This window comes from Bradyrhizobium sp. JYMT SZCCT0428, from assembly GCF_018131075.1.
Classification (GTDB): Bacteria; Pseudomonadota; Alphaproteobacteria; order Rhizobiales; family Xanthobacteraceae; genus Bradyrhizobium.
On record NZ_JAFCLS010000055.1, the window covers coordinates 1 to 23,239 of the forward strand.

Sequence of the window (23,239 nt, forward strand, 5' to 3'; positions counted from 1 at the left end):
CTCGATCACGAGGCCGCCAAGGGCGAGCTCAAGAAGCTGGTTCCAGAGGACGCGAAAGAGGCCAAAGGGCACGGCGTCCGCGCCAAGCGCTCCAAGTCGGGCGCCATTAGTTTTGAACTTCAGGCCGCCGAGTAGCCGCCGCCGAGCTTTCCGATTGGCTACGTTTTGGAAGCCGGAGCGAAGCTCTCGCAGAAGTTAGGACGTGGATGCGCCCATGGAGTCGCCCTTCGACTTTGCCCATCTCGACCCGTCCTGCGATCCCCCGGAGGGATATGCCGCAGCCTTCGAGCTGCTGGCCGCTTTCTGGTGCGAGCTACGCGCACTCCGGTCCGCCTGCCCGCAGGATGCGTTTATAAGCGACTTCTCCGCCCATCTGGAAACCGAGCTGGTCGCCGCCGCTCTCGTCTTAGCTATCCAAGCTGAACTTCTGACCGCTCGTTAGCGTCCTGGCCTTTCTTCAACGGAGTTACCGATGCAACGTGCAAGCCAGTCGATCAGCAACATAGGCGCGGCCCTAGCCAAAGCGCAGGCGGAAATCCACAACCCCGAGAAGTCGCTGACGGCGACCATTACTTCGGCGTTCCCGCGAGAGGACAGCCGGACCTTTCGGTATGCCTCACTGGCAAGTGGACTGGATATCGTCCGAAGGTGCCTGAGCAAGCACGAGATCGCGACGGTCCAGGCAACGGCGATCGAGCCTGAGACCGGTCTGATCCGACTCACCACGACCCTTCTCCATGCTTCCGGCGAATGGCTGGCCTCGGATTGGCCGGTCTGTCCCGTCACCGAGACCACGGCCCCGCATCGGATGGGCTCCGCCCTCACCTATGCCCGGCGCTACGGCCTCTTTACCCTGGTCGGGATCGCTGGCGATGACGATCTCGATGCGCCCGACGCTGGACCCCAATCGGCGGAGCCAGCTCCCACAGACAGGCCGCCGCAATCCGGAACGAACGGCCAGACTCTGCCAGCGAAAACGTTCCAGAGCGTCCGCAAGCGTGCCAACCATGCTCATGTCAGCGTCCTGTCGGCTGAAGCCTCGGCAACACTGCGGGACCAGTTGCTCGCCGAGCTCGACGGGTTAGGGCTCAAGGACGATCTGGACGCCTGGACGCTGCAAGCCTGGCCAAAAGCAAACGCCCTGATGCCCGCAGATGGCGACAAAGTCAGGACCGCGTTTCAGGACCGGCTCGCCCGCCGCCAAATGACGTCGGATGCGGGTACCGCGTCAGGCGAACTGCAACACCCCATAACGACCCCAGAGGTCCGATCGCGCATCGACAAGAGCGTGCTAACCCTGCCGGAGACCAAACGGCAACGAGACCGGCAGCACCTGCGCTTTGTGGCTAGCCACCCCTGCCTTGTCTGCGGCCGCGAGCCATGTGACCCACACCATTTGCGTTTTGCAAAGCCCCGCGGTCTCGGCCAAAAGGTCAGCGACGAATTTACGGTGCCGCTGTGCCGCGCGCATCATCGCGAGCTACACCGCGCCAGCAAAGAAAGAGATTGGTGGGTGACAGCCGGCCTAGAACCAGTCGGTTTCGCGCGCCAGCTTTGGCTGGAAACCCATCCGCTGCCCGTCGTTCGACCCGCCCAAGACGAAGATAATGAAAATCGGACGCCTGCTGCGCCGCCCAGTCGCATCGGCCTAGCCGGAAAACAACGTCCTTGATTTCAAATCATTGATTGATGGCGCGGCTGATGCTCGAACGCGAGAACCGTTTTGCGACACTGATCGCCATCTCAGCACATCATCGGTAGTGTCAATCTGCTCGATCTTGTTCGCCTACATCGGCGAGCTTGGCCATGCGTTACCGCCATGTCCTCCTATGTAATTCGGTAGCAAAAATGGCAGCAGATCTACTTTCGGCTCTTGGGCTCTTGCCCCATTGCGCCTCTCGGCCTCGCACTCTGGAGTAACGGATTTCTACTCCGTCGGTTGCAGGTTCGAATCCTGCTGGGCGCCATCAAAAACCTCTGCAAATAAAGGGTTTCTCACAATTTCGGTTTGTTCTTTTGGAATGCGGGGTAGTGTCGCTCATCGGTGACAGCATCAGGTGCGCGCCGTTGGTACAGCAGGCGGGCAACTAGCTAGCAAAACGCCAGCATGGCGTGACCCAACCAAAAGTGTTGCTTTTGGGAGAGCGTTTCTCGGAAGGCCCGTCCTCGGGCATCTTGCCCTCAGTAACGCCACAGCTTACGAGGAGCCCACAATGGCCGACTTAGCGAAATATTCCATCACGACGTTTCAGCGCAAACCAGGCTTGTGGCGCGCCTCAATAACTCGAACCGATCGACGCCCATGTGTGGCTCCGCGAGCAATCGGGAAAGAATTATTGAGTTTGGTGACACCGCTGGATTCTGAGTCCGAAGCTGCCGCGGGAGAGGCCGCTAAGGCCGTGATTGAGAAACTCTGAGCGGTTGTTTCCCAAAGGTCGGCACCGCTCGCTACGGCTTGGTCGCCAAGTGCGAGCTCGCACAAATGCACCAGGCCGGCGCTGGCGAGGCGCTCTTCGCCGGAGATGCCTCCCTTCGAAAGCTGCACAAGCCGCCTCGCCAATTCAGTCCGAGCGACATCCTGACTGACAGTTACCCCCCGAGCGGTAGTAGCTTTCCCACGCCCGATCGAATGCTCTTGCGAGCGATCGGCGGATGTCTTGGTCATCGTCTGGCATCTAGGGAAGCTATGGTGCAAAAGAGAAACCCGCCACCGGCGGGTTCTTGATTTTGTGGCCTAAAGCATGATGAAATTAGCATCGATAACCTGAGTTTTTGAGGTAGTTCGCGCATTCCTCGGGTGTGAAGGCGTCAAGGAGCTCGCCGATGGCGGCGCAGACTGCCTCGACGGTCCGTGCAGCGGCCTTTCGGAGCAGATGCTTGAGCTTAGCAAAGACCTGTTCGATCGGGTTCAGGTCGGGCGAGTATTTTGGGAGGAAGAACAGCTTGGCTCCGGCGGAGCGTATGAGCTGGCGCACGGCTTTGGTTCTATGGCTGCCGAGATTGTCCATGACGACGATGTCGCCGGGACGAAGCGTCGGCAAAAGAACCTTCGCCACATAGTCCGAAAGCTCTCGCCGTCGATCGGTCCCTCGATGAACCACGGCGCATCGATCCGATCACGGCGCAATGCCGCCAGGAAGGTCATGGTCTTCCAGCGGCCGTGAGGAACCTTGGTGGGGAGTCTTTGCCCGCGTGGCGCCCATCCCCGCAAGGGTGCCATGTCTGTCCTGGTCCAGGTCTCTTCGATGAAGACCAGCCGCTCAGCTTCGACGCGGTCTTGCTTTGTCCATTGGACGCGCCGCCGCGCCACGTCGGGACGATCTCGTTCGCCAGCCGCCACGCTTTTTTTTGAAGCTGAGCTTCTCAGCATGCACAAAATCCCACACCGAGTGATAGTCGACCTTCAGGCCGCGCCCGGCAAGTTCGGTAACGAGGCCACGCAGGGTGAAGTCGTCGTTCTTGATCCGCTGCGCAGCCAGACCGCGTGGTCTCCCGAAATTGCCTTCGGCTTGTGGCCGCCCATCTGACCGGGCTCAACGCTGCCGGTCTCTTCGACTCGCTGCATCCAGCCAATCGCCGTGCTGATCGCCACCCTAAACTGCTTGGCGGCCTGATTACGGGACATCCCGCCCTCAATCGCGGCTACCACACGCTTGCGAAGATCCAGCGAATAAGGCTTGCCCATCCATGCTGGCCTCCTACCCAGCCAGCATGGTGAATCAGAAACAAGCTGATTTGGGAATCCCAAATCGATTCAACCTAACCCCATCCCGCTTTAATTGAACACGGCGGCGCGAAGAGACCGGAACATACCAGGCGCACCTCAGTTAACTCGGGCCTCTCATCAAAGGATTCCGAAGATGAATAGGATCGCTGCAGTCGCCCTTTCCACTCTACTCACTTCTACATCTTTTGCACGCGCAAGGCAGTGCCAGTTCCGGCGGGAGCGCTAGTTCAAGTGGCAGCGCAAGTTCAAGTGGCAGCTCCAGCGGGAGCGGAAGCGCCCCTAGTTCCGCAACCTCCCCGACCGCTCCCACCGTAGGTCAAGGGCAAGGCAGCAGCGTGTCTACAACCTCTCCCGCCCCCGACGCAAAATCAAACAAGCAATAAAGGGTGAGGCCGCAGCCGTCTCGATAGCGACCTCAGCTCTGATGGGGCGCCGCGATTTGCATTCGCGGTCCCAGCCCCCGGGAACGAATAGTGGCGCCAAGAGTCATTCATCAGCTTCCGGCTCGGCGGGCCCCCCTCCGCCGCGAAGTAAAACTCCGGGTTGGAGGTTCGCGGCCCCAGATGTGATGATGTGGGGCCGTTTCCAATTCGTTTGCAAGGCCTTTGGCTGCGTCCCCCACTTTCCTGGCGCGGATGGGAACGCGATAGCTGCAAGTGGCTGCCGCGAGTTTAGGGACGATCGGAGGAAATGATGCGACTACCTTTGATGATGATAGTTGGTGCAGCCGTCTTCACCCTCGTGGGCTGCAACGAAGGCCCTCCTGGACCTGCTGGACCTGCTGGCCCTCCCGGCGCGCAAGGTGCTCAAGGCGCCTCGGGCGAGAGAGGTGAAAAGGGCGACAAAGGGGATAAAGGCGACATGGGCGAAAAGGGCCAAAAAGGCGACCCAGGTGAGCCCGGGAAAGATGCGCCACCGCCCGCTGCACGGAAGCGATGACGGCAGCCAGAAAAAGCCCCGCCGGGGGGGGGGCTGAGTTGGCGCATTTCAGCGCTTCTCGCAACGTTTCCGCCCGCTCCCTGATTTCCAGCACCACGCGGTGCATCCATCGATCGCGGTGTCTGCATCCGGCCCGAGGACAACCCCGAGCAGGCTGGCGGGGTCGAATATCTCGCGCGCCAGGTCTTCGGGTGCTTCCGTCATGCCATGACCGCCGGCTGGCTAGCAACTGTTCCGGACAGCACGGAAACAGCATTTCGCCTTCGTGGTTTGTTCTAGGTCCGGCACGGATCCGATTCGCGTTTTCAGTGCCCTCGCCTATCTAGTCCGTATGACATCTGCGTTCGAGCCCTGCATCCCGACCCGCCGAACCAAGGTGCCGGCCGGCCCCGATTGGCGTCATGAAGTGGAAATGGACGGCTACAGGTTGATCGTCCAGCGCGACGGCACGCGCGTGCGCCTTGTTCACCCGGAATGGTTACGATTGGTCTGATCGATATCCGTCGATTAGCGAGTCCGCGCTTCGCATCCGGTCGACGTCCTTCGTCCTGGACGGTGAAGCGGTGCTGCTCGGCGTGGACGGTATCTCCGACTTCGACGGCCTGCACAGCCGCAAGCACAATGACGAGGTGCAGTTCTACGCCTTCGATATGCTGTGGTGCGAATGGTCCGAGAAAAACTCTGGTCAGATCTCGAATTTTCATTCATAAAAACGTTCGTAGTAATTTCGATGTTTTCTTTCATCTAGGGCAATATTTCTGGGGATCTCACAATGGCAATTGTTGGTACGCCGGGCGACGATACTGTTGTTGGAACTGCAAACGTTGATCAGCTGGAAGGGCTGGCCGGAAATGACACGCTCGTCGGAGGCGACGGCGGCGATACATTAGACGGCGGTTCCGGACAAGATTTCGCCTCCTATTCCGATTCCGGATTGGCAATTGTTGCCAGCCTGGCAAATCCAGGTAGCAATACTGGCTTTGCAGCAGGTGATACTTACAATTCGATAGAAGGTCTGATCGGCAGCAATTTGAATGATACATTGACCGGTAACGGCAACACCAGTTTTCTTCAAGGCGGTCTTGGGGCCGATAATCTTATTGGAGGTTCAACTAGCGATTACGCCGACTACAAGAATTCGGCCAGCGGATTGGTTGTCGATCTCGGAAACACGGCAAACAATACCGGCGAAGCGATTGGCGACACGTATACTAATATTCTTAGAGTAAGAGGATCCGCCTCCAACGATACGCTGAGGGGCGATGGTAACAACAATACGCTTCGCGGTGGATTAGGTGCCGACGTCTTGGATGGCGGCGCGGGCTTCGATTTCGCATCCTATAGTGACTCAACGGCGCCTATCACGGTCAGTCTGCTGAACTCTGGGGTGAATACGGGTGAAGCCGCAGGCGATTCGTACACCTCCATCGAAGGTTTGCGCGGCAGCGATTTCGATGACCACTTGATCGGCGACGCTTCAAATAATTTGCTCCAGGGAGGTCCGGGCGCCGACACTTTAGATGGTGGCACCGGTTTTGACTATGCCGACTATGTTAATGCAGCGGCTGGCATCGTGGCAAATTTGGCTAACTCCGCTCTCAATACGGGCGAGGCAATCGGCGACGTTTATATCGGGATCGAGGCGTTAAAGGGGGGCGCTTTTAATGACACACTTACCGGCGACGCCAACATTAATTTTCTGCGTGGCGGCCAAGGAGCGGACAGGCTCGATGGCGCGGGTAATTTTGACTATGCGGATTATATAGATTCGACGTCGGCCCTTGTAGTAAATCTCGCCAACTCAGCCTTGAACACCGGCGAGGCGGCGGGAGATACCTTCATTTCCATTGAAGGCATTCGAGGGGGCAATCTCAATGACACGCTCACCGGCGATGCGAACAGCAACAATTTGCGGGGCGGTCTCGGAGCGGATTCGCTGGACGGCGGCGGCGGAACAGATTTCGCGGATTATGGAAATTCCTCTACTGCGCTTGTCCTCGATCTCGCGACCCCGGCTTCAAACACTGGCGAGGCTTCTGGCGACATATATGTGTCGATCGAAGGTTTGATGGGCTCGAATTTTAACGACACTATGACCGGCGACGGGAGCGACAATACTCTTCGAGGTGGTTTGGGGGCCGATGTGCTTGCGGGCGGTGCTGGTAACGACACCGCCGACTACATCAGCGCAGCGTCGGCAGTGCTGGTTAGTCTCGCTACGCCTGCCTCCAACACAGGTGAAGCGGCGGGTGACACCTATACATCGATTGAAAACCTGAGAGGTTCGTCGGGATTCAACGATACCTTGATCGGAGATGCAGGGAACAACTTTCTCGACGGTAATGGTGGCGCCGATTCCATGGCCGCCGGCGACGGAAACGACCAGTATTTTGTTGATAATGCGGGCGATATTGTTGTCGAAAATAGCAATGAAGGCATCGATGGCGTCAATCTCATCGGCAATTTCAACTATACGCTGGGTGCTAATATTGAAGGCCTGAGTATCTTGACTGGGGCCAACGTCTCAGGAACAGGCAATTCTCTCGCCAATAATCTCTACGGCGGTGCAGGCAATAATAGTCTGGACGGTGGTGCAGGGGCCGACACGATGATCGGCGGTCTCGGCAACGATATCTATTTCGTCGATAACGCCGGGGATATTGTTACGGAAAACGCTGCCGAAGGCACCGATACCGTTCACACAACCGTCACCTACGGGATATCCGCCAACACCGAGAATTTGATCCTCGACGGTTCAGGCAACATCACCGCCATTGGTAACGCGTCGGCGAACACCCTGACAGGCAATGCCGGCAATAACTCGCTTTATGGCAGCGGGGGCAATGACACCGCATATGGTGGTGACGGAAACGATGTCGGTATCATGGGGAACGGCGATGACCTCTTTGTAGGGGGTACCGGCGCTGACTATGCCTACCTTTATGGGGGCAATGACACGGCATACGGTGGCGCTGGACTTGATGTGTTGATCGGCGGTGGCGGCAATGATCTTCTGATTGGAGAGGCCGGGTTTAATTATTTCTTCGGAGGGGACGGCAATGACACGCTGTTCGGCAATGGTGGCGCGTCGGCAAGCGACGTCAACGTCATGTCTGGAGAGGCCGGCACTGACGTCCTCTATGGCGGCGCGGGCACCAACTATTTCTACGGCGGAGCCGGCGTTGATACTATGACCGGCGGCTCTGGGCTTAACATCTTCATCTCCTCCGGCGAGACTGAGGGTAACGTAATCAACGGCGGCTCTGGCCAGAACTATGTCTATGGCTCGAACGGCGGTGACACCGTCACCGGCGGAGCAGGTGTCGACGTGTTCCTGATGGGTACAGGCGCCGACCTCATTACCGGCGGCGGCGGAGTAGACTATGCTTGGGGTGGCGGCGGCTCCGATACGTTCACGATCAACGACCTTTCTTCCGAGGTGATGGTGATCCAGGACTTCAACACGGGTGGCATCAATGACGTACTCAACTTCTCCGGGACTTCGTTGCATTCCTTTGCCGACGTGCAGGCTGCTTCGTTCTATGCGGCTGGCATCAATACCACGATCATTACCGATGCTGCCGGAAACGCGGCGTGGCTAATCGGAAAGGGGCCCGGTGATCTTGACGCTAGCATGTTCAGGTTCACGTGACGCCCATTGGTGCAGGCGCGCGTTCAAGACCAAGCTCCCGCATCACAGCGGGAGCTTTGAGTTGGGCCTGATCACATATTGACGCGTGCGGCGCGCTGAATCGACGATGTCCAACTTCGTCGTCCGTGCCTCCAATTTCAAATTGGTACGATAATGAGGATCTGGCGCAATATAAGCCAGAGCTAGCGGAAGGCACCGAAGTTGTACACCGGCGGCGCGAGCCAGCGGTGGCGGCAACTATTTCGCGTGATGTTCTTCAGCAGCAGATCGAAGAAATCATCCATGGAATCGCCAATGACGAAGGCGTTCGAGCGCCTCGCGATCGGCGCCGGACCGGCCGCGGCGAGTTTCGTAGACGCGTCCGAGAGCGGGAGCGGCTGATGATAACCGAAGACAGTGATCAGCCACAACGGCACCGAACGCACCAGCGCCGCCATTTTTGCATGGGCTGATGCCGCCCGGATCGACTGGCATTACATCGCGCCGGGCAAGCCGACCCAGAATGCCTTCATCGAGAGCTTCAAGCGGCCGCTACGGGACGAACTGTTGAATGAGACGCTGTTCACGTCCCTGGCCCAGGCTCGCATCGTCCTCGGATGTTGGCGGGCCGATTACAAAAAAACTCGCCCACCTCGCAACTCTGATGGCGGACGCCGGCCGAATTTGCCTTCACCCATCTGCGACGGGAGCTGGCATGCGCTATGCCGACGGCTCCGCGCCAGCTGCGGGCGCCACCGCCGTTGCCGCCGAAGTAGTCATTCACGCCTTGGCCGCCGTCAAAATAGTCGTTGCCAGCGCTTCTCATGAGTACGTCAACACCGTCACCGCCAAACATATAATCGTCGTCATTACCACCATAAAAATATCTTGACCGGCATTACCGAACATCGTGTCGTTGCCGTCACCGCCCTGTCGATGACGCGCCCGCCGGTGGAGATCAAAATATCGTTGCCGAGCCCCCATAGGCCTGCGCGACGTAAATTTCAGAAGCTTCGCCGCTAGCAAGGTAAATATAATCGTCTCCACCATCGCCCACCGGTACATCCACTCCACTGCGCCGACCAGTGTGTCGTTACCATTCCCGCCAAAAAGGGTGTCATTGCCTTGGCCGCCATAAATTGCGTCGTTAGCAGGCTTCGCAGATGCTGGCGCTTCCGCGGCACGCCGCCCCGCCTCGCTACGAGCCGACGCTCGAGGCCGCGATTGCGGCGTTCGCCAAAAGTCGGCGGCGAAAAGTTTTAGAAGGACAGGCAAGACGTCTCAGCTGAAGGCGAAGTCCGTAGCCTGGAACGTTGCCGATGTCTGACCGATGAGCCAGATGTTTTCTGTAGGACTGATTGTGATCACGCTGAAGCTGCCGTAATCGGTTGTGTTGGCCAGAACGTCTGCAAACGAGTGGAGGTTGGTACCCTTAATGCTTATCAGATCTCCCTCGGCACGATTGAAGTCCTGGATGACGTTTGCGCCCGCAATGTTCTCAATTCCGAAGACGTCGGCTCCTGCGCCTCCAACTAGGTAATCGGCCGCACCGCCTCCTCCAAAGAGGAAGTCATTTCCGCCTTGGCCGAGAAGCACGTCTACTCCGGTGTTGCCATAGGCCACGTCGTTGCCATCTTGACCGTAAAAATAGTCCTGGCCGTCGCCGGCGTAGAACGTATCGGTGCCTATACCACCGACATAGATGTCGTTGCCGGCCTCACCAAAGGCGGTCGCGGGGCCCATGCTCAGTGCGTAGAAGTAGTCGCCGTCAGCGCCGCCATACATTACATCGTTGATGCCTTCGGAATTTAGTACGTCGACGCCCGCACCACCGAACATAACGTTTGTGCCGGACCCGCCGAACAAGTAGTCCTGATCATCTTCGCCAAACAGGCTGTCATTCCCTGCCTCGCCCAGCAGCACGTCGACGCCGGCTTCGCCGACCGCGATGTCATTTCCGTTGCCCATATAGGCGTAGTCATTACCGGTCCCGCCATAGGCGTAATCATCGCCGTTGCCCATGACCAGCACGTCGGCACCCCCAATGCCTACTCCCACATCATTGCCAGGGCCGCCGTAGATCAGGTCATTGCCAGGGCCGCCGATTAGCTCGTTGACGTTAGTGACGTTTACCGTGATGGTCTGCGTGTCCACCAGACTCCCATCGAAGGCGCGAACCTGGACGACGTAGCTGTTATTGTGATCGGCATCTGTTGGCGCTTCGAAATTCGGAGTGCCGACAAAACTCAGGGCACCCGTTATGGAATTGATCTGGAATTGCGCAGCATCATCACCGCCCAGGATCGAATAGACGATTGCGGAGCCGTCCACATCGGTTGCAGTGACCCCAGTTACGGCGCCCGTGTTCTCGGCGACCAGCACTGTCGCGTTGTCGCCGCCACCGTTCGAGGTGATGATCGGCGAGTCGTCGATTCCGGTGATGATGACGACGGCCCAGGTGACCGATTGCTCGAGATCGCTGCGCTCTCCGCGCACCCAATCTGTTGGATCATACGCGCGCGCCGTGACACTGTAGCTTCCATAGTCGAAGCCGTGATCGGAAAAGCTGAATGTGTCGCCGGAGTTGACGAAAGCGTGGCCGTTCACCGTCCAGTCAACGCTGATCACGGTTGGGTCGATTACGTCCACGCTCAGCGTCTGCACGTTGAACTTTGTACCGATGTTGTCGTCATGACCGTCGAGCGGGTCGACAAACTGATAAAACCTATGGATGAACTCCTCGCGTGCGATCGGATCGAATGGTCGACCCAGACTGCGCATTTTTGAGTCCTCAGTTGGCCGGTAAATTCCGTGATCATAGTAGAGACCACCTTCGTAGGAGCCTACCAAACCCAGCGCTGGATCATCGTATCCGAGCCACTCTGCCCACTTCACGCCAATAGAATTCGTTGTGACATTAATCTGACTCGGCTCCGAACCGGTATATGTCCCGGTGTTTCCGCCATATTCGTCTGCAAGACCCGCAAATGAGTGGCCGATTTCGTGCAGCCCAATTTCCTGAGCGCTGCTGTTGCCCGCCGCAAACACGCCGAAATAGCCACCGCCGCCGCCATATTTGCTATCGTTAATGAGCACGTAACGTATCTCGTCGCCGATGCTCGTTCCCGCCAGCGCGCTGTCCATCGCTTCCTGGGCTTTTGTATCGCTTACGTATAAGAGCCGCTCGGTGACGCCATCCCAGTAATAACTCGCGTCGAGCGCGGTATCACGGAAAGTCGCTGTCCCTGGATCGTCCGCTCCCGATTGGCTCGAGATCACATCAACAGCGTAAATGTTGAAGAAGCTCTCATAGCGGCCGAATGGCTGCGTCAGAGCGCTGTCATCGAAGATGTAGTTGAGATAACTCTGTATATGAGTTGGGAAGGTGCTCCCGATCTCGGAAGCGGTATAGCCGTCGCCAAGGAAAATGATATCGACCCGATTTGTGCTATCCCCAGTGGTGGTAATCGCCCGCAAGCCGTTTCCCATGTAACCGTGCTAGCATAATTACAACCCGGCGGGAAGGTTGAAGCTCCCGCGCCGGGCCTAACCCGAGCCACGAAGGCCGGGAATCCAAATGACCCAGGCTGACAGAGTGCATAGCATGCCACCCATAAAAACGTCTGCAACCCCACCAGCGCCCTCACAGGCAACCTTTGCCGCTCGGCTGGCTGCAACAAGGCCATCCGAGAGAGCGCTACAGCGGCCTTCGTAAGCTTCGCACGAAGGCCGCTGACAAGATCGACCGCCTCCTGGCGTTCCTCGATGCCCGCGATATTGATTCTGACCTAGAGCCGTCACTTGGATGGACGGAAGCCGGCGCCCGATCCTACGGCAACGAACAGGGCGTCGACCGAACAAGAACCGGAGCATCAAGAGGACGGCGGCGATGGCGAGCCATGGCTCGGTTCGCATGAATTGCGGTCAGGGGCGGTTTGCTATCTGCAGTCTTGCGCGTTTGGCCACCTGGACGTCGAGGCAGTGCGACGACGAAGGAGCGACGGCATGAAGATCGAAGCTTGGCATCGTCGACCTGGTCTATGCGTCGCCAGCAGCCTTCCTGACGATCCCGAGGACGCCTTGGCGGTCCTCGTGTGCGTGAGAAAGTTGGTCGCCAATTCTTGCGGGCGGACGCTCCGGAGCCGGTCAAGGCCCGAATCTTGACGCGGGCGCGGGACTTGTCGGCCTGAAGAGTAAGCCCGCCAGTTTGCGCCGGCGGGCTTTCTTTCGTGACTGACATCATACCCGGTAGCAAATCGAGCCGATGCGGGGGCAAATGTGGCGAAATCGCACTTCTGGATGTGAGGCTTAACTTTGAGCTGCACCCGGTTCTGTCCTAATCCAGTCTGCCGCTCGAACTCCGCCGGGCTCCAATATTCGATCGTCGAGTGCCGACGCTTCGGATTGTAGAAGCGCTCAATGTAATCGAAGACGTCGGCCTTGGCGTGGGCCCTCGTCCGTTACATTTTGTGCGCGCAGTCCGCTCGGTCTTCAATGACGAGAAGACGCTCTCCATCGTCGCGTTAGACATTGCCTAACCCGCTCATCGAGCAGACGACGCCGTGATCGGCCATCAACCGCTGGAACTGCTCGCTGGTGTATTGGCTGCAGCGATCGGAATGATGCAGCAGCGCGTCCGGCTTGCCCCGTCGCCAGATCGCCATCCCGCCGGCGGTCTCACGTCGGCGGGTTAGCGAGCGTCGCGTCTTCGTCCGGTAGGCTTATGCTACCGCCGGCGCGATTGCGAGCCCCCAGAGAGGCCCTGCACCTCCTCTAGATGGGCAGGGAAACTGTGATCGTGCCACAGCATGATCGCTCACTCGGCGTGCCCCATGCCCACGGCTGGCGAGAACCTCAGCTGTGCTCCGAAAAATCCGCCGACCCCGCGTCCACTGGAATTGGCAGACAACGCATAATTTTCAATGCGTAGCTTGTCGATCCCATGCCAACCACTGAAAGCTTTTTGAACGGGCGATTGTTTGAAAGGGCGCGCCGAGCGCCCAAACTTTAAGTTTTCAGCATCAATACCGGTAGATGGCTGCACATTATCGGGGCCTTTCGGTCGAGCATGCACAGGCTAACCGTGAAACCGAATTCGCCCCATCAGGCGCATCGTCCAGTCCTTGACAGAATAGACTTCCCGCCTATTTTTTCGGCGGGCTTGCGCCTCTTTACCGGCGAAAGATTGTAACGACCGTCAAAGGGTGACGACGATAATCGAAGAGCAATTGGAGCGCTTGCGCACGCACCGCAACAAGATCGCCCGGCATCGCCGAGTTCGCCAAACTCAAGGAAGTTGAGCGCGAGTTCATTGAACGGCGCATGACCGAGGAGCAGTCACAATAATGAAGCGGGCCGCTGATCGCCAGTCCGCCTTGGTCTACCGACGAGGATCAGAAGGTGCGTGAGTTCGCTCTTGCTGGTATTCGTCCTGTTGAGATTGCCAAGGAACTGGGACGTTCGGCCGCGGCCGTCCGTCACCGATTTTACAAGGAATTCCGTTAGGGCAACCATAACCGAAAGCAAGCCTTACCGAGCGTCTCACGGCAGCGCCGCCAGTTTTTCCGCTGGAAAGGTTAAGGCGAAGCGTTAAATTTCCCGGTTCGATCCTCACATTCCTCCCTATCGCGAACGTGCTGCGCTGCAGGCATTAATCGGAGAAGGCGGGTTCCCTAGTGCAAAACTCCATCCAGCCGGCCCCTCGACCATTTATGAAATGCTCAGCAAAGGCTGGATAACGAGGAAGCGGGACACGTCGAACGAATGGATTTATTGCATTTCGACAACTGGGGAATCAGCCTTGAAGGGCGACCATCCCCGCTATGCCGAAGAGACAAAGCCAGCGGCCTCGCAGGGCGAGGACGCGGAACTAGATAGGAGTTGATTTGAGTTTCGAGCGAATTTCCGATGAGAGCATTGCGCGCTATTACGAAACATCCGCCAACAAGCCGACGCGATCGAAGGCACGAGGACATTTCACGGCTAGCCCAAGCGTTCGGGAAAAGGGCGGACAAACTGCGCCAGGAAATGATTAAGCGACGTCTGCGGCACTCGCCTATTAACTGTCCGTCTTAATCAAGCCTTCCCCCGCCCCCGCAATCGCGCCAATGCGAGTTGAATATGAGCTCACCAATCACCGTAATATTCGTCTGCTCGCAGTGCAGCGCAGGCTATCAGGCTGTTCAAAAGCTTCGGACTTAGGAGATGACGGGACGTTTCAGCTGTGAGGTATGTCTGACTGAAATCTACGCTTGGTCCGGTCCATACGCCTATCTTGATTGCCGAGCCGTCGAAACGTTACCTAAGCCTCGTCGGGAGACGCCACCAAGTGAACTTTTTAATTAGTGATCGCGGCTTTGCCATTGCCGCCTGTAGGTTTGCAGGTCGCCGAGTTGCGCCGGCGCCTGCCCCGTTGATCCGTAAAACCAGCCCTATGCGAAGCGGATCGGACAGTTGCGTAAAAAGTGGGCTTTTCCGAAAATCACTTAGTTTGGCAACTCTTGGTACTGTTCGGTTGGGCGCGGAAAACTAAGAAGTGCGAGATGGAAAAGTTCACCACGAAACCAACGGCAATCGACCCGAGTTTCGCTATTGCTATGGTGGTATGGTTCGCAAGAACCACCAAAACCGTCGTCGCAATGCTCACTCCCAAAACTCCGGACGCAGCAAACCGCAGATATCGCCCTACGCTGAGGAGGCCACCAGTCTCGTGACCGAAGGTGATCTTGCTGTTCATCATGTAAGAGCCGGTGACGGCGATGATCCACGATACTATGTTTGAAGGGATCAGTTGTAAGTGAAGAACTCGGACCAACAGAGTAAAGATGCTGACGTCCACCAGGACGTTGACGACGCCAATTGACGCGAAGCTGAATAGCTTTGCTAAAAGAGAGCGGCGATTCCAAGCGTCTACGATATTTTTGACGACAACCCGCATGATGGCCAACCGCTAGCATGTTCGCCTGGCAAAGTCAGCTCGATTCGAAGGATATGGCGAAGCTGTCCTTCGGCCTACCCCCAAGCGTGCATAAATCGACAGACAAACCTTGCTGGAGCGCATTCTTGCTCGATCGTACTTTTCCTGCGCGTGAGCGCGGACCGGTACTTCGGGCTGCATTGCGCCTGTTCGCCTCAATTTGGCGTACGCTGGTCACACGTCTACGTCCTTCTCACCGGACGAGTTCCGATCACAATTTCGATTCTTGTCGCTACCGTCCGTCTGACATGATCTATCGCCTAATTGACCCAAATCCGCAGCATCTTTATTGCGCGGCTTTGCGCGGAGGCACGGAGCCTGTCATTTGCTTGCTGCCGCGCGACCAAATGTTGAATTGGGGTTCGAGGATCAAGCTCCGCGTAAATCTCGTTGCGGAAAACCTTAAACCCGCGCTCCGATTCTGAGCGCAAGAGCACGGTTTTGAAGATGCGATCGAACGGATTTTCCGCCGGCTGCTTTCGAGATACAGGTTTCTGCCGTGAGTTACGCTTCATGCTGTTTCCCCTCCTGAACAGGTTTATGTTTCGTGCAGACACCATGTCTGACGAACTCCCGAGAACACCGCCACTGGGAAATGGTACTGTGTGAACCGACTCAGCGCCGTCACGATCGAAGCACTAAGCCATTAACGGTCTCTTTCGAACCGACGTATCGTTAGGCGCCGTCAACTAGCATTTGATTGCTGGTCTGTGCGCTCGCGTCGACCTTCAAACCAGGCAACAATGGGCGAATAGAGCGTGCAAGATGCCCAAGATCAACTGATTGAGTTTGCCAAAGAAATTGGGTTCGTTTTGCGAAATTGGGACCGATTACGAAGCGGCCGGACTTGGGAAGTATTCACTTGTTCCGAGTCTGACGCTTTCGTGGGCCCGCTAGTCGCACTCCGGGTCCACCACCGTTCCCGTCAATAAACTCAATGCCGGCGGCTTCCAATGCACGCTGCATTGCCTCGATCGTGCGCTCCTTCAATTCGTCTCCACGTTCGAACCGAGCGACCGTGTCTATTGATACCTTGGCTGCCGCAGCAAGATCTCGAACCCCCCAGCCAACGGCTGCACGAGCCATTCGGCACTGCACTGGCAACAAAATCATAACAAAATCCTGATTTCGGTTGCAATACCTGTTTTATGCGATATCATGTTTTTGTTCTGATTTCGTACCGAGAGCCACTTTAAGGAGTTTGAAGATGCGTATGTCGATGGTAACTGATTCAGGTGATAGGCGCAGCTTCGTCGGCGGCTCAGATGCGCGGATCATCATGGGCGACGACGAGGCCGCCCTGCTCCGGCTGTGGCGGGAAAAGCGAGGCGAGATCGAGCCGGAGGACCTTTCGGCAAATCTGATCGTTCAACTCGGCACCGCGACCGAGGACCTCAACCGGCGCTGGTACGAACGTAATACCGGCCAGGTCATCACCCAGGTGCAGCGGCAGGTGTTTCATCACCGTGTCTGATCACCCTGCGACCGTAGTGCCCCCGGTCGAAGGCCCTCCGGCCCCCGAGCGGCCCTCCGTAGGAGTTGCTTGTTTAGCTCACCGGCTCTCTTCCGCCGCTCGATTTTCCACTATCTCCCGGCCATGTTGTTGCGTCAGCGGCTCGTTCTATGGTTTCCGAAAAGTCCAAGGTCACGGTGCGTGAACGGGCGGTTACCCTGGCCAGTTTTGATCCCTAGGGGCCTAGTTTGAAAAATCGCGGCGGCATAATTTGAACGATCGGCGAAACCAAGAATAATTAATCCGGGTGCAACGCAGAGCCCGAGCAACACGGCATCTGAGAGCGGATGGAAAAACCTTTCAGCAACAGCACCAATCCCGCCGCGCTGGTAAGTCATGAAGTATCTTCCAGCGAAGATAGCCGCGCCAAGCGCGATCAGGGCATATCCGAACCAGCGAATGACTGAACGCATGTTTTTCTTCTCTCTCAAGGCCGCCTCAGTCGGTGGCCAAAAGCGATGGTACTGCGTGAACACCGCGACCCTCTAATGCCGCCCGTCGAAGGCACTCCGGCCGCCGTGCGGCCCGCAGTGGGTGCACGAAATCAAGCATCGACGGTTACCTCCCTCTGGGTCCGCCGGGAGGGCTCGCAGGTGCATGTGAAAAACATCCGTGATGGAGACCACTTTACGTGCGTCCATCTTCGGATGAAGCAAGCAGCATGGCACTATGCGCAAGACCAATTGCGCTGACGCTGATGCTCAAGTATCAGGTATTGCCAATCGAAGCCAGCAAGCTGGCAAAATACAAGGTGAAGGAAACCGACTTCATCACAGATTCTCAGCGCGATATAAGGAAAACCAAACCCAGATGTATTTTCCCAGTCCATTTTATGACGGCATCCGTTCTGATCCGGCATCGATAGTTGCCGCTTACAATTCCTATGGCGCTCAGTTTGCAATTGATGCAGGCATTGCGAGCATGAACGATGAAATCAAAATTTCAGCGTTCTGTTCGGTCGTTTCGTATGGAATGGCGCCGTATGGCGTGAGCTAAACCAGCCTTGATCTAACCAGCATTCTGGCCGCCCCTGTCTTGTCGTGCAACCAATACATGTCTCTGACCTGGTTTTTAGTCGAAAAGTTCGGCCATGAACACACAGTTTTTCAAACAGCAATAGGATGGGATAGCGGCGCTGTAGGAAATCACTCACAATTTCTAGTTACGGCCAATGGTCAATCCGCCTTGCTTGATCCAACTATCGGCCTGGTCGCTCCTGGTGTAACTCTCACAGGATTGCTATCAGGCACACACTACACCACGATGGCGAGCTTCTGGGAGGCTAAGCATAGCGCCAACATCTCGACCTTCAACGCCGAAGTCGAAAACGCTATTAGTGGCGGGCTGTATCAGGTGCAAGATGCCATCTATAAATTTGACGGCATGGACCAGTGGCTTGAACAAAATGTATCGCATTATGGGTTGGTCTACGGGAACACCTTCAGCGATTATATTTTCAGTGACAACTTCACGTGGACCAGCGGTATAGCCTACGGCAACAAGGGCGACGATACGATCAACGGCGGTTCAGAAGCGGATGTCTTTTTCGGCGGCGCTGGGAATGACGTGCTTTCAGGTAATGGCGGCAACGACGTTCTAATTGGCGCAGATGGCAATGATTGGCTTTACGGCGGACCATATCAATATGGTGGTAACGGCAATGACGTTGGAGTCGGTGCAAGCAGCAACGATATTTTCGTAACGGAATCCGGCGACGACACCGCGTTCGGTGCAACTGGGCAGGATTATTTTTACATGGGCAGTGGCAACGACACCATGTACGGAGGCGACGGCGTTGACGTTCTCCAGGGCGAGGCCGGTAACGATTATCTGGATGGTGGCGCTGGCGTAAACTACTATTTCGGCGGCGACGGCAGCGACACGTTCTTTGCGAATTGCAGTGGATCGATTCAGGTCGTACAAAACTGGCAAACTCAGGACGCGGTCATATTGCAGGGATGGGGATTCACATCATTCGCTGACATGCTTGGGCACTCCTACCAGAACGGCGCGTATTTCATCGTGCAAGCCGATAACGGGTCGGCCGTATGGGTCAACGGCGCAACCGCTTCGACTTTTGCTGCATCACTGATTCCGTAAAACATCAAAACAGCAGACAACAACAAAAAAGGCCGCACCATTTCTGGTGGGGCTTTCTTTTTGGTTCAAGAAGGTCGGGTCGTAGCTCGCGAGGAACCCGACATGCTTCTACCTTGCTTGCCGTCGATGCGAACGCTCTCGACCAAGACGGCCTTTCAGCGAAGGTACGGTCAGTGAATTTCATCGGAGTGGACCTTTTCGCCGCGATCCATCAGGGCATATTTCCGCGCGGTCCAGTCGCGCTGATCGCCCCATTGCTGATCGTCGGCCTCCGTACTGGTACACGATAGATAGGACGCGCCAAGCGGCATCGAAAGCCTTCCACGCGCTCTCGAAGTCTTGCTCGGTACCGGCGCTATGCTCACCCGGATAGAAGCCGGATTGCCATTGCCATCGTTCTGCGGCTCCGGGCGCACTTTGCGATAGTCCCGACATGAACGTCGCTGAAATAGATGTGCCAGCAGTCGGCGCGTTCGCGGTAGGGGACGGCGCGTCAATACCTTCGTCATAGGCCGTCTCCGTAATTCCGCTGGCTCTTGCCGAGTCGCAGCAGTTCTGCCGCCGGTCTCTTTCCAGCCTCGTGACATTTCGCGCAGCGGAGCCGCCCGGCAAGAACATGAACGCACGTCGTCTCGCCATGGCGCAGCGCCGCAAGATCGACGCTGCGCAGCGTGCGGCAGCGCGCACATCGGATTTCAAGCCTGGGTAACCGCCGTTGATGGCCTGATCTATCGTTGGGGACGGGTCAATCGGCCCGCCGTCCGCCCACATGCGTTCGTTCCAGCTTTGGCAGGCAAGGTCGTCGGCTTCACGGATCAGGGCGGCCCCGGCCGCGCGCTTCAGCCGAACGGGCGGCCAATAGGCCGGTCATGGCGCGGGCCTTGGTCAACTCCTTCGCTAGCGCCTTGCGGTCGTCGCCCGATAGTGGGGTCGGGTGATGTTTCGGTCCCATGGCTGGCATCAAACCGCAGCGACCTGGATTAGGCAAACGGCACCATTGGTGGGGAGAGAGGCTCCACCTGACTACAGTAAGTCGGGGTAATGGCTCCAACCGAGGACACCCCGCCATTTGTGGGCAATGAAAGTGCCACTTGACATAATTAGCCCGAGAGCATGCACTTGGATTTTATCTAAGACCTCCCATGAAAAAAGCATTTTTAATCGCAGCGACCGCCGTCGCTGCTGACATTGGCTTCTAGCGTAATCGCCGTCGCAATCAGATTGAGGCATCCGCGCCAGCCTAATTTTGATGAATAGGAACGCCCATGACCTTCGGTATGATCGTTGGAAGATCCTTTGCCCTTCGTCTGGATGTTCCTAGCCGCGCAGAATAAAGCGCATCGCGATGAGACGGGGGTATGCTCCGACCCGACATGGCTGCCGGCGCATCCGGCGGAATGCAAGAAACAAGGGGACTAGCGAGCCACAAGCGTACAGCCAATGGCTCGATCGGAAAGGCGGTTCGGACAACTGCCGCGCGCGCCGGACGAGCAGGAAATCCGAGACCGTCCACTCCATGCTGCGGCCGCTGCGCGTCGGTATAGTCTACGCAAGCAACGCGGCGGGTATATGCTAGTGAACTTGGTAAGCAATCCAACCAAGCTGCAAACTAATCCATATAGCTTACCACATTTGACTTTTCTCGCGAGGAAGTGGAACGGTTCCTCACCGGTGAATAGGCGAATAGATATTGCAACATTTAAAGCCACAGCGGTGCCCCGCCACTATGCTGGTGCAGCAATGAGGCGAAGTAGCCGGGCCTCGCTTTCATGACGGCCCGCCGGTTCACTCCGGCGGGCCTTACTATCAACTTACTATGCTAAAATTCGCCGCTGTCAGCGTTCCAGCGGTCGCCCCATTGAGCCAGACCGCAGTATCCAACCTGAACTACGAAGTAGGCACCGTTCTGGACGCGGTTTTCGCTTTTTGAAACTCGCTTTCCGCCGCCGGCTTCGGAGCTTGCTGGCGCTGGCGACGCAAAAAACGGATGTAGGCCGTTCGGCTTCCGATGAGCGAATAGCCGCCCTTCGGCTCACGAAGGATCACCGCCTTCCTCCTGTGCCTGGCGAGAGGGCTAAAGCCGGTTCCGCTCGGCGTAAGGGAACCAACTAGCGCTTATCGGGAAGCCAAGGTGAGACTTGATCCGGCACGTCAGTTCGCTGTCGAGTTGCGCGATGATCTGGGAGTTAGTCCAAACGGGTTTGGCCATAATGCAGTTCCTGAATGAAACGCTATGTTGTGCCAATTCTCCGTTACGAACCGTTTACAGAACCCGTTTCAATGCCCTCGACTTGTGGGAAACTAACTCGATTCTCGTTGGAACGGGACCCATTAAGATTTCATTAGCTATTGTGGGCATGCCGCAAACAAGATCGCACTCGCGCCGGACAAGCTCGACGCTTGCCGCTCAGTGTTTGACCATCGCCCTGAACTCACATCCACGGTCGTGAAAGCGTTGATGCCACAATTCCAGGCTAAGCAGGCCCCAGGTCTTTCGAGAAAATTGTGAAGCCCCCTGGAAGCTTCCCAGCACCACATCCGAGTTGAAAAAATCGCGCTTTCGAGATCTTTGCTGATCAAACACGTCCGAGACGAAGCCCTTTAGCGCTCCCTGAAACCACTCTTTCAAGGGTACGGGAAAACCCATTTTGTCGCGTCGTTCAACCACATTCTTTGGAAGTGTGTCGCGATAGGCGGTTTTCATCAGCTGCTTCATTTGACCGCCCTTGAATTTCACATCCGCCGGAACGGTCGCCAAAAACTCCACTAGCGCGTGGTCTAGAAACGGAACGCGGCTCTCGAGCCCGTGGGCCATACTCATCCGGTCTTCGACCTGCAAGAGCGCCGGCAAAAGGCATTTGAAGTCGAAATGCGTCATTTTGTCGAAATAAGCTTCCTTGCGAACATTATCCTGGTTGTTGAAGATCGCGCGAAATGAATCGAACACCTGCGCTTTGTTGAGCGAGGACCAGTTAACCTCGCCTACCATGTCTGTCGACCGGTCGATCAGGCGGAAGTAGCGTGCATCGATATCCCCAAACAACCCGTCACGCCAAAACTCACTGATCATTGGTTTGTATTCACGCAGCAGGCCAAGATTGGGCACGATCGACTCGATGGTGACGACAAAATTGCCCTGCCGGTAGGTGCCATCCATGGCCGCTTTGATGCTTTGCTCGAAGTAGGCAACGAGATACCTTGCGTATCCGCCCAGAAGCTCATCGCCACCTTGGCCGCCGAGAACCACCTTGAGGTGCTTGGCCGCCAGTGCCGATACCATGTATTGCGGAAACGACCCGGGGCCGGCCACCGGGAAGTCGAGGTGATAGATAACGTCACCGACATGACGACGGAAATCCGCTGCCGTTATATCAGCGATATGCAGCGACATGTCCGCGAGGTCGGTCACTTCCCGCGCATAGTGGCTTTCATCGTATCCGGGATATTCCATGAACCGCCCATGGAAGGCTTCTCGGTTGCGATGATCATGACGCGATGCCAGCAACGCCACCAGACTTGAATCCAGTCCGCCTGAAACATAGCCTCCTACCGGAACGTCCGCGCGCAAATGCACGTTCATCGAATCCGCCAGCAGCTCCTTGAACCTCGTCTCGAAATAGCGCGGACTATGGTCGTAGTCGACGTCGTACTGGACGTCCCAATACCGCCTGGTCGCAACCCTGCCGTTGGAAATCACCAGCGCATGCCCGGCGGGAAGGGTATCGACTCCTTCGAAAAGCGTTTTGACGCCGATCGTGTATTGAAACGTTAGATACTCAGCGAGCGCCGAAGAGTCCGTCCGGATATCGGGAAGGAATGGAAGAAGCGCCTTCGCCTCGGAAGCAAAAAAGAGGGTATCGTCCTGAACGGTGTAATAGAACGGCTTGATGCCGAAGCGGTCGCGCGCGGCGAAAAACTTCCCGTTGCGCGGGTCCCAAATGACGAATGCAAACATGCCGCGCAGGTGGGTGACGCAATCCTCGCCCCACTTTTCATAAGCAGCTAGAATCACTTCGGTATCCGACGTCGATCGAAAAGTCCAATTCGCGGAAAGCTCCTTGCGTAGCTCGATGTAGTTGTAAACCTCACCATTGTAGGTGATGACCGTATGGTTTGGCGCGTGCATGGGCTGGGCGCCTGACGGCGACAAGTCAATGATGGCAAGGCGACGGTGAATCAATCCAACGCGCCGGTCATCTGAAATCCATTCACCATCGCCGTCCGGACCTCGATGCGAGATCAGGCCAGACATGGCGCGAATCGCAACCTCGGGCCGCGAATAGGGTCTTGACGTCAGTGAAATCAAACCGGCGATGCCACACATGTCGTATCTCTCACAATTTTACAAGGCTT

At 56.9% G+C, this 23,239-nt stretch carries 17 protein-coding genes, 1 tRNA gene and 6 pseudogenes; 11 read left to right on the plus strand and 13 right to left on the minus strand.

The window, feature by feature from the left end:
• From JQ575_RS45185 to JQ575_RS36560, 4 genes and pseudogenes are all read left to right on the plus strand, one after another.
• Nucleotides 1–135, plus strand: a pseudogene (locus JQ575_RS45185) (endonuclease); the annotation flags it as partial.
• Between the two features lie 79 nt (nt 136–214).
• Nucleotides 215–442, plus strand: a complete 228-nt coding sequence (locus tag JQ575_RS36550) for a hypothetical protein (RefSeq protein ID WP_212038055.1) — start codon at nt 215–217, stop codon at nt 440–442.
• A gap of 30 nt (nt 443–472) precedes the next feature.
• Nucleotides 473–1,672, plus strand: a complete 1,200-nt coding sequence (locus JQ575_RS36555; RefSeq protein WP_212038056.1) for an ERF family protein — start codon at nt 473–475, stop codon at nt 1,670–1,672.
• Between the two features lie 219 nt (nt 1,673–1,891).
• Nucleotides 1,892–1,966, plus strand: a tRNA-Ser gene (locus tag JQ575_RS36560).
• A gap of 784 nt (nt 1,967–2,750) precedes the next feature.
• Here JQ575_RS36560 and JQ575_RS36565 read toward each other — a convergent pair.
• A pseudogene (locus JQ575_RS36565) lies at nt 2,751–3,685 on the minus strand (IS630 family transposase).
• Between the two features lie 1,029 nt (nt 3,686–4,714).
• Complete coding sequence (locus JQ575_RS36575) at nt 4,715–4,870, minus strand: hypothetical protein (RefSeq protein WP_212038058.1); 156 nt, start codon at nt 4,868–4,870, stop codon at nt 4,715–4,717.
• A gap of 257 nt (nt 4,871–5,127) precedes the next feature.
• Between JQ575_RS36575 and JQ575_RS46250 the strand changes: the two genes are divergently transcribed.
• Nucleotides 5,128–5,376, plus strand: a complete 249-nt coding sequence (locus JQ575_RS46250) for a hypothetical protein (RefSeq protein WP_212038059.1) — start codon at nt 5,128–5,130, stop codon at nt 5,374–5,376.
• A gap of 62 nt (nt 5,377–5,438) precedes the next feature.
• Nucleotides 5,439–8,318 carry a calcium-binding protein gene (locus JQ575_RS36585; RefSeq protein WP_212038060.1) on the plus strand — a complete coding sequence of 960 codons (2,880 nt, stop codon included), beginning with the start codon at nt 5,439–5,441 and terminating at the stop codon, nt 8,316–8,318.
• A gap of 182 nt (nt 8,319–8,500) precedes the next feature.
• Here the strand turns inward: JQ575_RS36585 and JQ575_RS36590 are convergent, their stop codons facing one another.
• The gene (locus JQ575_RS36590) at nt 8,501–8,755 is read right to left on the minus strand and encodes a hypothetical protein (protein ID WP_212038061.1); all 255 of its coding nucleotides are present in this window, start codon (nt 8,753–8,755) and stop codon (nt 8,501–8,503) included.
• On the opposite strand from JQ575_RS36590, the pseudogene JQ575_RS36595 reads away from it, so the two are divergent.
• A pseudogene (locus tag JQ575_RS36595) lies at nt 8,706–9,042 on the plus strand (transposase); the annotation flags it as partial. The gene JQ575_RS36590 and the pseudogene JQ575_RS36595 overlap by 50 nt on opposite strands.
• A 77-nt stretch (nt 9,043–9,119) precedes the next feature.
• On the opposite strand, the gene JQ575_RS46695 reads toward JQ575_RS36595, so the two are convergent.
• From JQ575_RS46695 to JQ575_RS45195, 3 genes and pseudogenes are all read right to left on the minus strand, one after another.
• A complete protein-coding gene (locus JQ575_RS46695) occupies nt 9,120–9,572 on the minus strand; it encodes a calcium-binding protein (RefSeq protein ID WP_212038062.1) in 453 nt (150 codons plus the stop codon).
• A gap of 6 nt (nt 9,573–9,578) precedes the next feature.
• On the minus strand, nt 9,579–11,774 hold the full coding sequence (locus JQ575_RS36610; protein ID WP_212038063.1) for a M64 family metallopeptidase: 2,196 nt from the start codon (nt 11,772–11,774) through the stop codon (nt 9,579–9,581).
• 860 nt (nt 11,775–12,634) lie between these two features.
• Nucleotides 12,635–12,961, minus strand: a pseudogene (locus tag JQ575_RS45195) (IS3 family transposase); the annotation flags it as partial.
• A gap of 697 nt (nt 12,962–13,658) precedes the next feature.
• On the opposite strand from JQ575_RS45195, the gene JQ575_RS46700 reads away from it, so the two are divergent.
• Complete coding sequence (locus tag JQ575_RS46700) at nt 13,659–13,802, plus strand: SANT/Myb-like DNA-binding domain-containing protein (protein ID WP_409364863.1); 144 nt, start codon at nt 13,659–13,661, stop codon at nt 13,800–13,802.
• 976 nt (nt 13,803–14,778) lie between these two features.
• Here JQ575_RS46700 and JQ575_RS36625 read toward each other — a convergent pair.
• From JQ575_RS36625 to JQ575_RS36635, 3 genes are all read right to left on the minus strand, one after another.
• Entirely contained in the window at nt 14,779–15,234 is a 456-nt protein-coding gene (locus JQ575_RS36625) for a GtrA family protein (RefSeq protein ID WP_212038065.1), read from the minus strand.
• A gap of 299 nt (nt 15,235–15,533) precedes the next feature.
• Nucleotides 15,534–15,788: a hypothetical protein gene (locus tag JQ575_RS36630; protein ID WP_212038066.1), complete on the minus strand. Its 255-nt coding sequence runs from the start codon at nt 15,786–15,788 to the stop codon at nt 15,534–15,536.
• A 343-nt stretch (nt 15,789–16,131) separates the two neighbouring features.
• Nucleotides 16,132–16,359: a helix-turn-helix domain-containing protein gene (locus JQ575_RS36635; RefSeq protein WP_409364862.1), complete on the minus strand. Its 228-nt coding sequence runs from the start codon at nt 16,357–16,359 to the stop codon at nt 16,132–16,134.
• 121 nt (nt 16,360–16,480) lie between these two features.
• Between JQ575_RS36635 and JQ575_RS36640 the strand changes: the two are divergent.
• Nucleotides 16,481–16,735 (plus strand): annotated as a pseudogene (locus JQ575_RS36640) (YqaJ viral recombinase family protein); the annotation flags it as partial.
• A gap of 146 nt (nt 16,736–16,881) precedes the next feature.
• Here JQ575_RS36640 and JQ575_RS36645 read toward each other — a convergent pair.
• Nucleotides 16,882–17,199, minus strand: coding sequence for a hypothetical protein (locus JQ575_RS36645; protein WP_212038068.1), 318 nt, complete (start codon nt 17,197–17,199; stop codon nt 16,882–16,884).
• A 256-nt stretch (nt 17,200–17,455) separates the two neighbouring features.
• On the opposite strand from JQ575_RS36645, the gene JQ575_RS36650 reads away from it, so the two are divergent.
• Both JQ575_RS36650 and JQ575_RS36655 read left to right on the plus strand, forming a co-directional pair.
• Nucleotides 17,456–17,782: a hypothetical protein gene (locus tag JQ575_RS36650; RefSeq protein ID WP_212038069.1), complete on the plus strand. Its 327-nt coding sequence runs from the start codon at nt 17,456–17,458 to the stop codon at nt 17,780–17,782.
• A 57-nt stretch (nt 17,783–17,839) separates the two neighbouring features.
• Entirely contained in the window at nt 17,840–18,886 is a 1,047-nt protein-coding gene (locus tag JQ575_RS36655) for a calcium-binding protein (protein WP_212038070.1), read from the plus strand.
• A gap of 170 nt (nt 18,887–19,056) precedes the next feature.
• On the opposite strand, the gene JQ575_RS36660 is transcribed toward JQ575_RS36655, so the two are convergent.
• The 3 genes and pseudogenes from JQ575_RS36660 to asnB all read right to left on the minus strand — a co-directional run bounded on the left by JQ575_RS36660 (nt 19,057) and on the right by asnB (nt 23,210).
• Complete coding sequence (locus JQ575_RS36660; protein ID WP_212038071.1) at nt 19,057–19,197, minus strand: hypothetical protein; 141 nt, start codon at nt 19,195–19,197, stop codon at nt 19,057–19,059.
• 194 nt (nt 19,198–19,391) lie between these two features.
• Nucleotides 19,392–19,838 (minus strand): annotated as a pseudogene (locus tag JQ575_RS36665) (hypothetical protein).
• Nucleotides 19,839–21,293: 1,455 nt separating this feature from the next.
• Complete coding sequence (gene asnB / locus JQ575_RS36670; protein WP_212038072.1) at nt 21,294–23,210, minus strand: asparagine synthase (glutamine-hydrolyzing); 1,917 nt, start codon at nt 23,208–23,210, stop codon at nt 21,294–21,296.
• Nucleotides 23,211–23,239: the final 29 nt, after the last annotated feature.

What these genes read in the sequence shown, in the direction of transcription:
- JQ575_RS36550 (WP_212038055.1), top strand. Translation starts at nt 215, where the DNA reads ATGGAGTCGCCCTTCGACTTTGCCCATCTCGACCCGTCCTGCGATCCC.
- JQ575_RS36555 (WP_212038056.1), top strand. Translation starts at nt 473, where the DNA reads ATGCAACGTGCAAGCCAGTCGATCAGCAACATAGGCGCGGCCCTAGCC.
- JQ575_RS36575 (WP_212038058.1), bottom strand. Translation starts at nt 4,870, where the DNA reads ATGACGGAAGCACCCGAAGACCTGGCGCGCGAGATATTCGACCCCGCC.
- JQ575_RS36585 (WP_212038060.1), top strand. Translation starts at nt 5,439, where the DNA reads ATGGCAATTGTTGGTACGCCGGGCGACGATACTGTTGTTGGAACTGCA.
- JQ575_RS36590 (WP_212038061.1), bottom strand. Translation starts at nt 8,755, where the DNA reads ATGGCGGCGCTGGTGCGTTCGGTGCCGTTGTGGCTGATCACTGTCTTC.
- JQ575_RS36625 (WP_212038065.1), bottom strand. Translation starts at nt 15,234, where the DNA reads ATGCGGGTTGTCGTCAAAAATATCGTAGACGCTTGGAATCGCCGCTCT.
- JQ575_RS36630 (WP_212038066.1), bottom strand. Translation starts at nt 15,788, where the DNA reads ATGAAGCGTAACTCACGGCAGAAACCTGTATCTCGAAAGCAGCCGGCG.
- JQ575_RS36635 (WP_409364862.1), bottom strand. Translation starts at nt 16,359, where the DNA reads ATGGCTCGTGCAGCCGTTGGCTGGGGGGTTCGAGATCTTGCTGCGGCA.
- JQ575_RS36645 (WP_212038068.1), bottom strand. Translation starts at nt 17,199, where the DNA reads ATGCGTTCAGTCATTCGCTGGTTCGGATATGCCCTGATCGCGCTTGGC.
- JQ575_RS36650 (WP_212038069.1), top strand. Translation starts at nt 17,456, where the DNA reads ATGCGCAAGACCAATTGCGCTGACGCTGATGCTCAAGTATCAGGTATT.
- JQ575_RS36655 (WP_212038070.1), top strand. Translation starts at nt 17,840, where the DNA reads ATGTCTCTGACCTGGTTTTTAGTCGAAAAGTTCGGCCATGAACACACA.
- JQ575_RS36660 (WP_212038071.1), bottom strand. Translation starts at nt 19,197, where the DNA reads ATGCCGCTTGGCGCGTCCTATCTATCGTGTACCAGTACGGAGGCCGAC.
- asnB (WP_212038072.1), bottom strand. Translation starts at nt 23,210, where the DNA reads ATGTGTGGCATCGCCGGTTTGATTTCACTGACGTCAAGACCCTATTCG.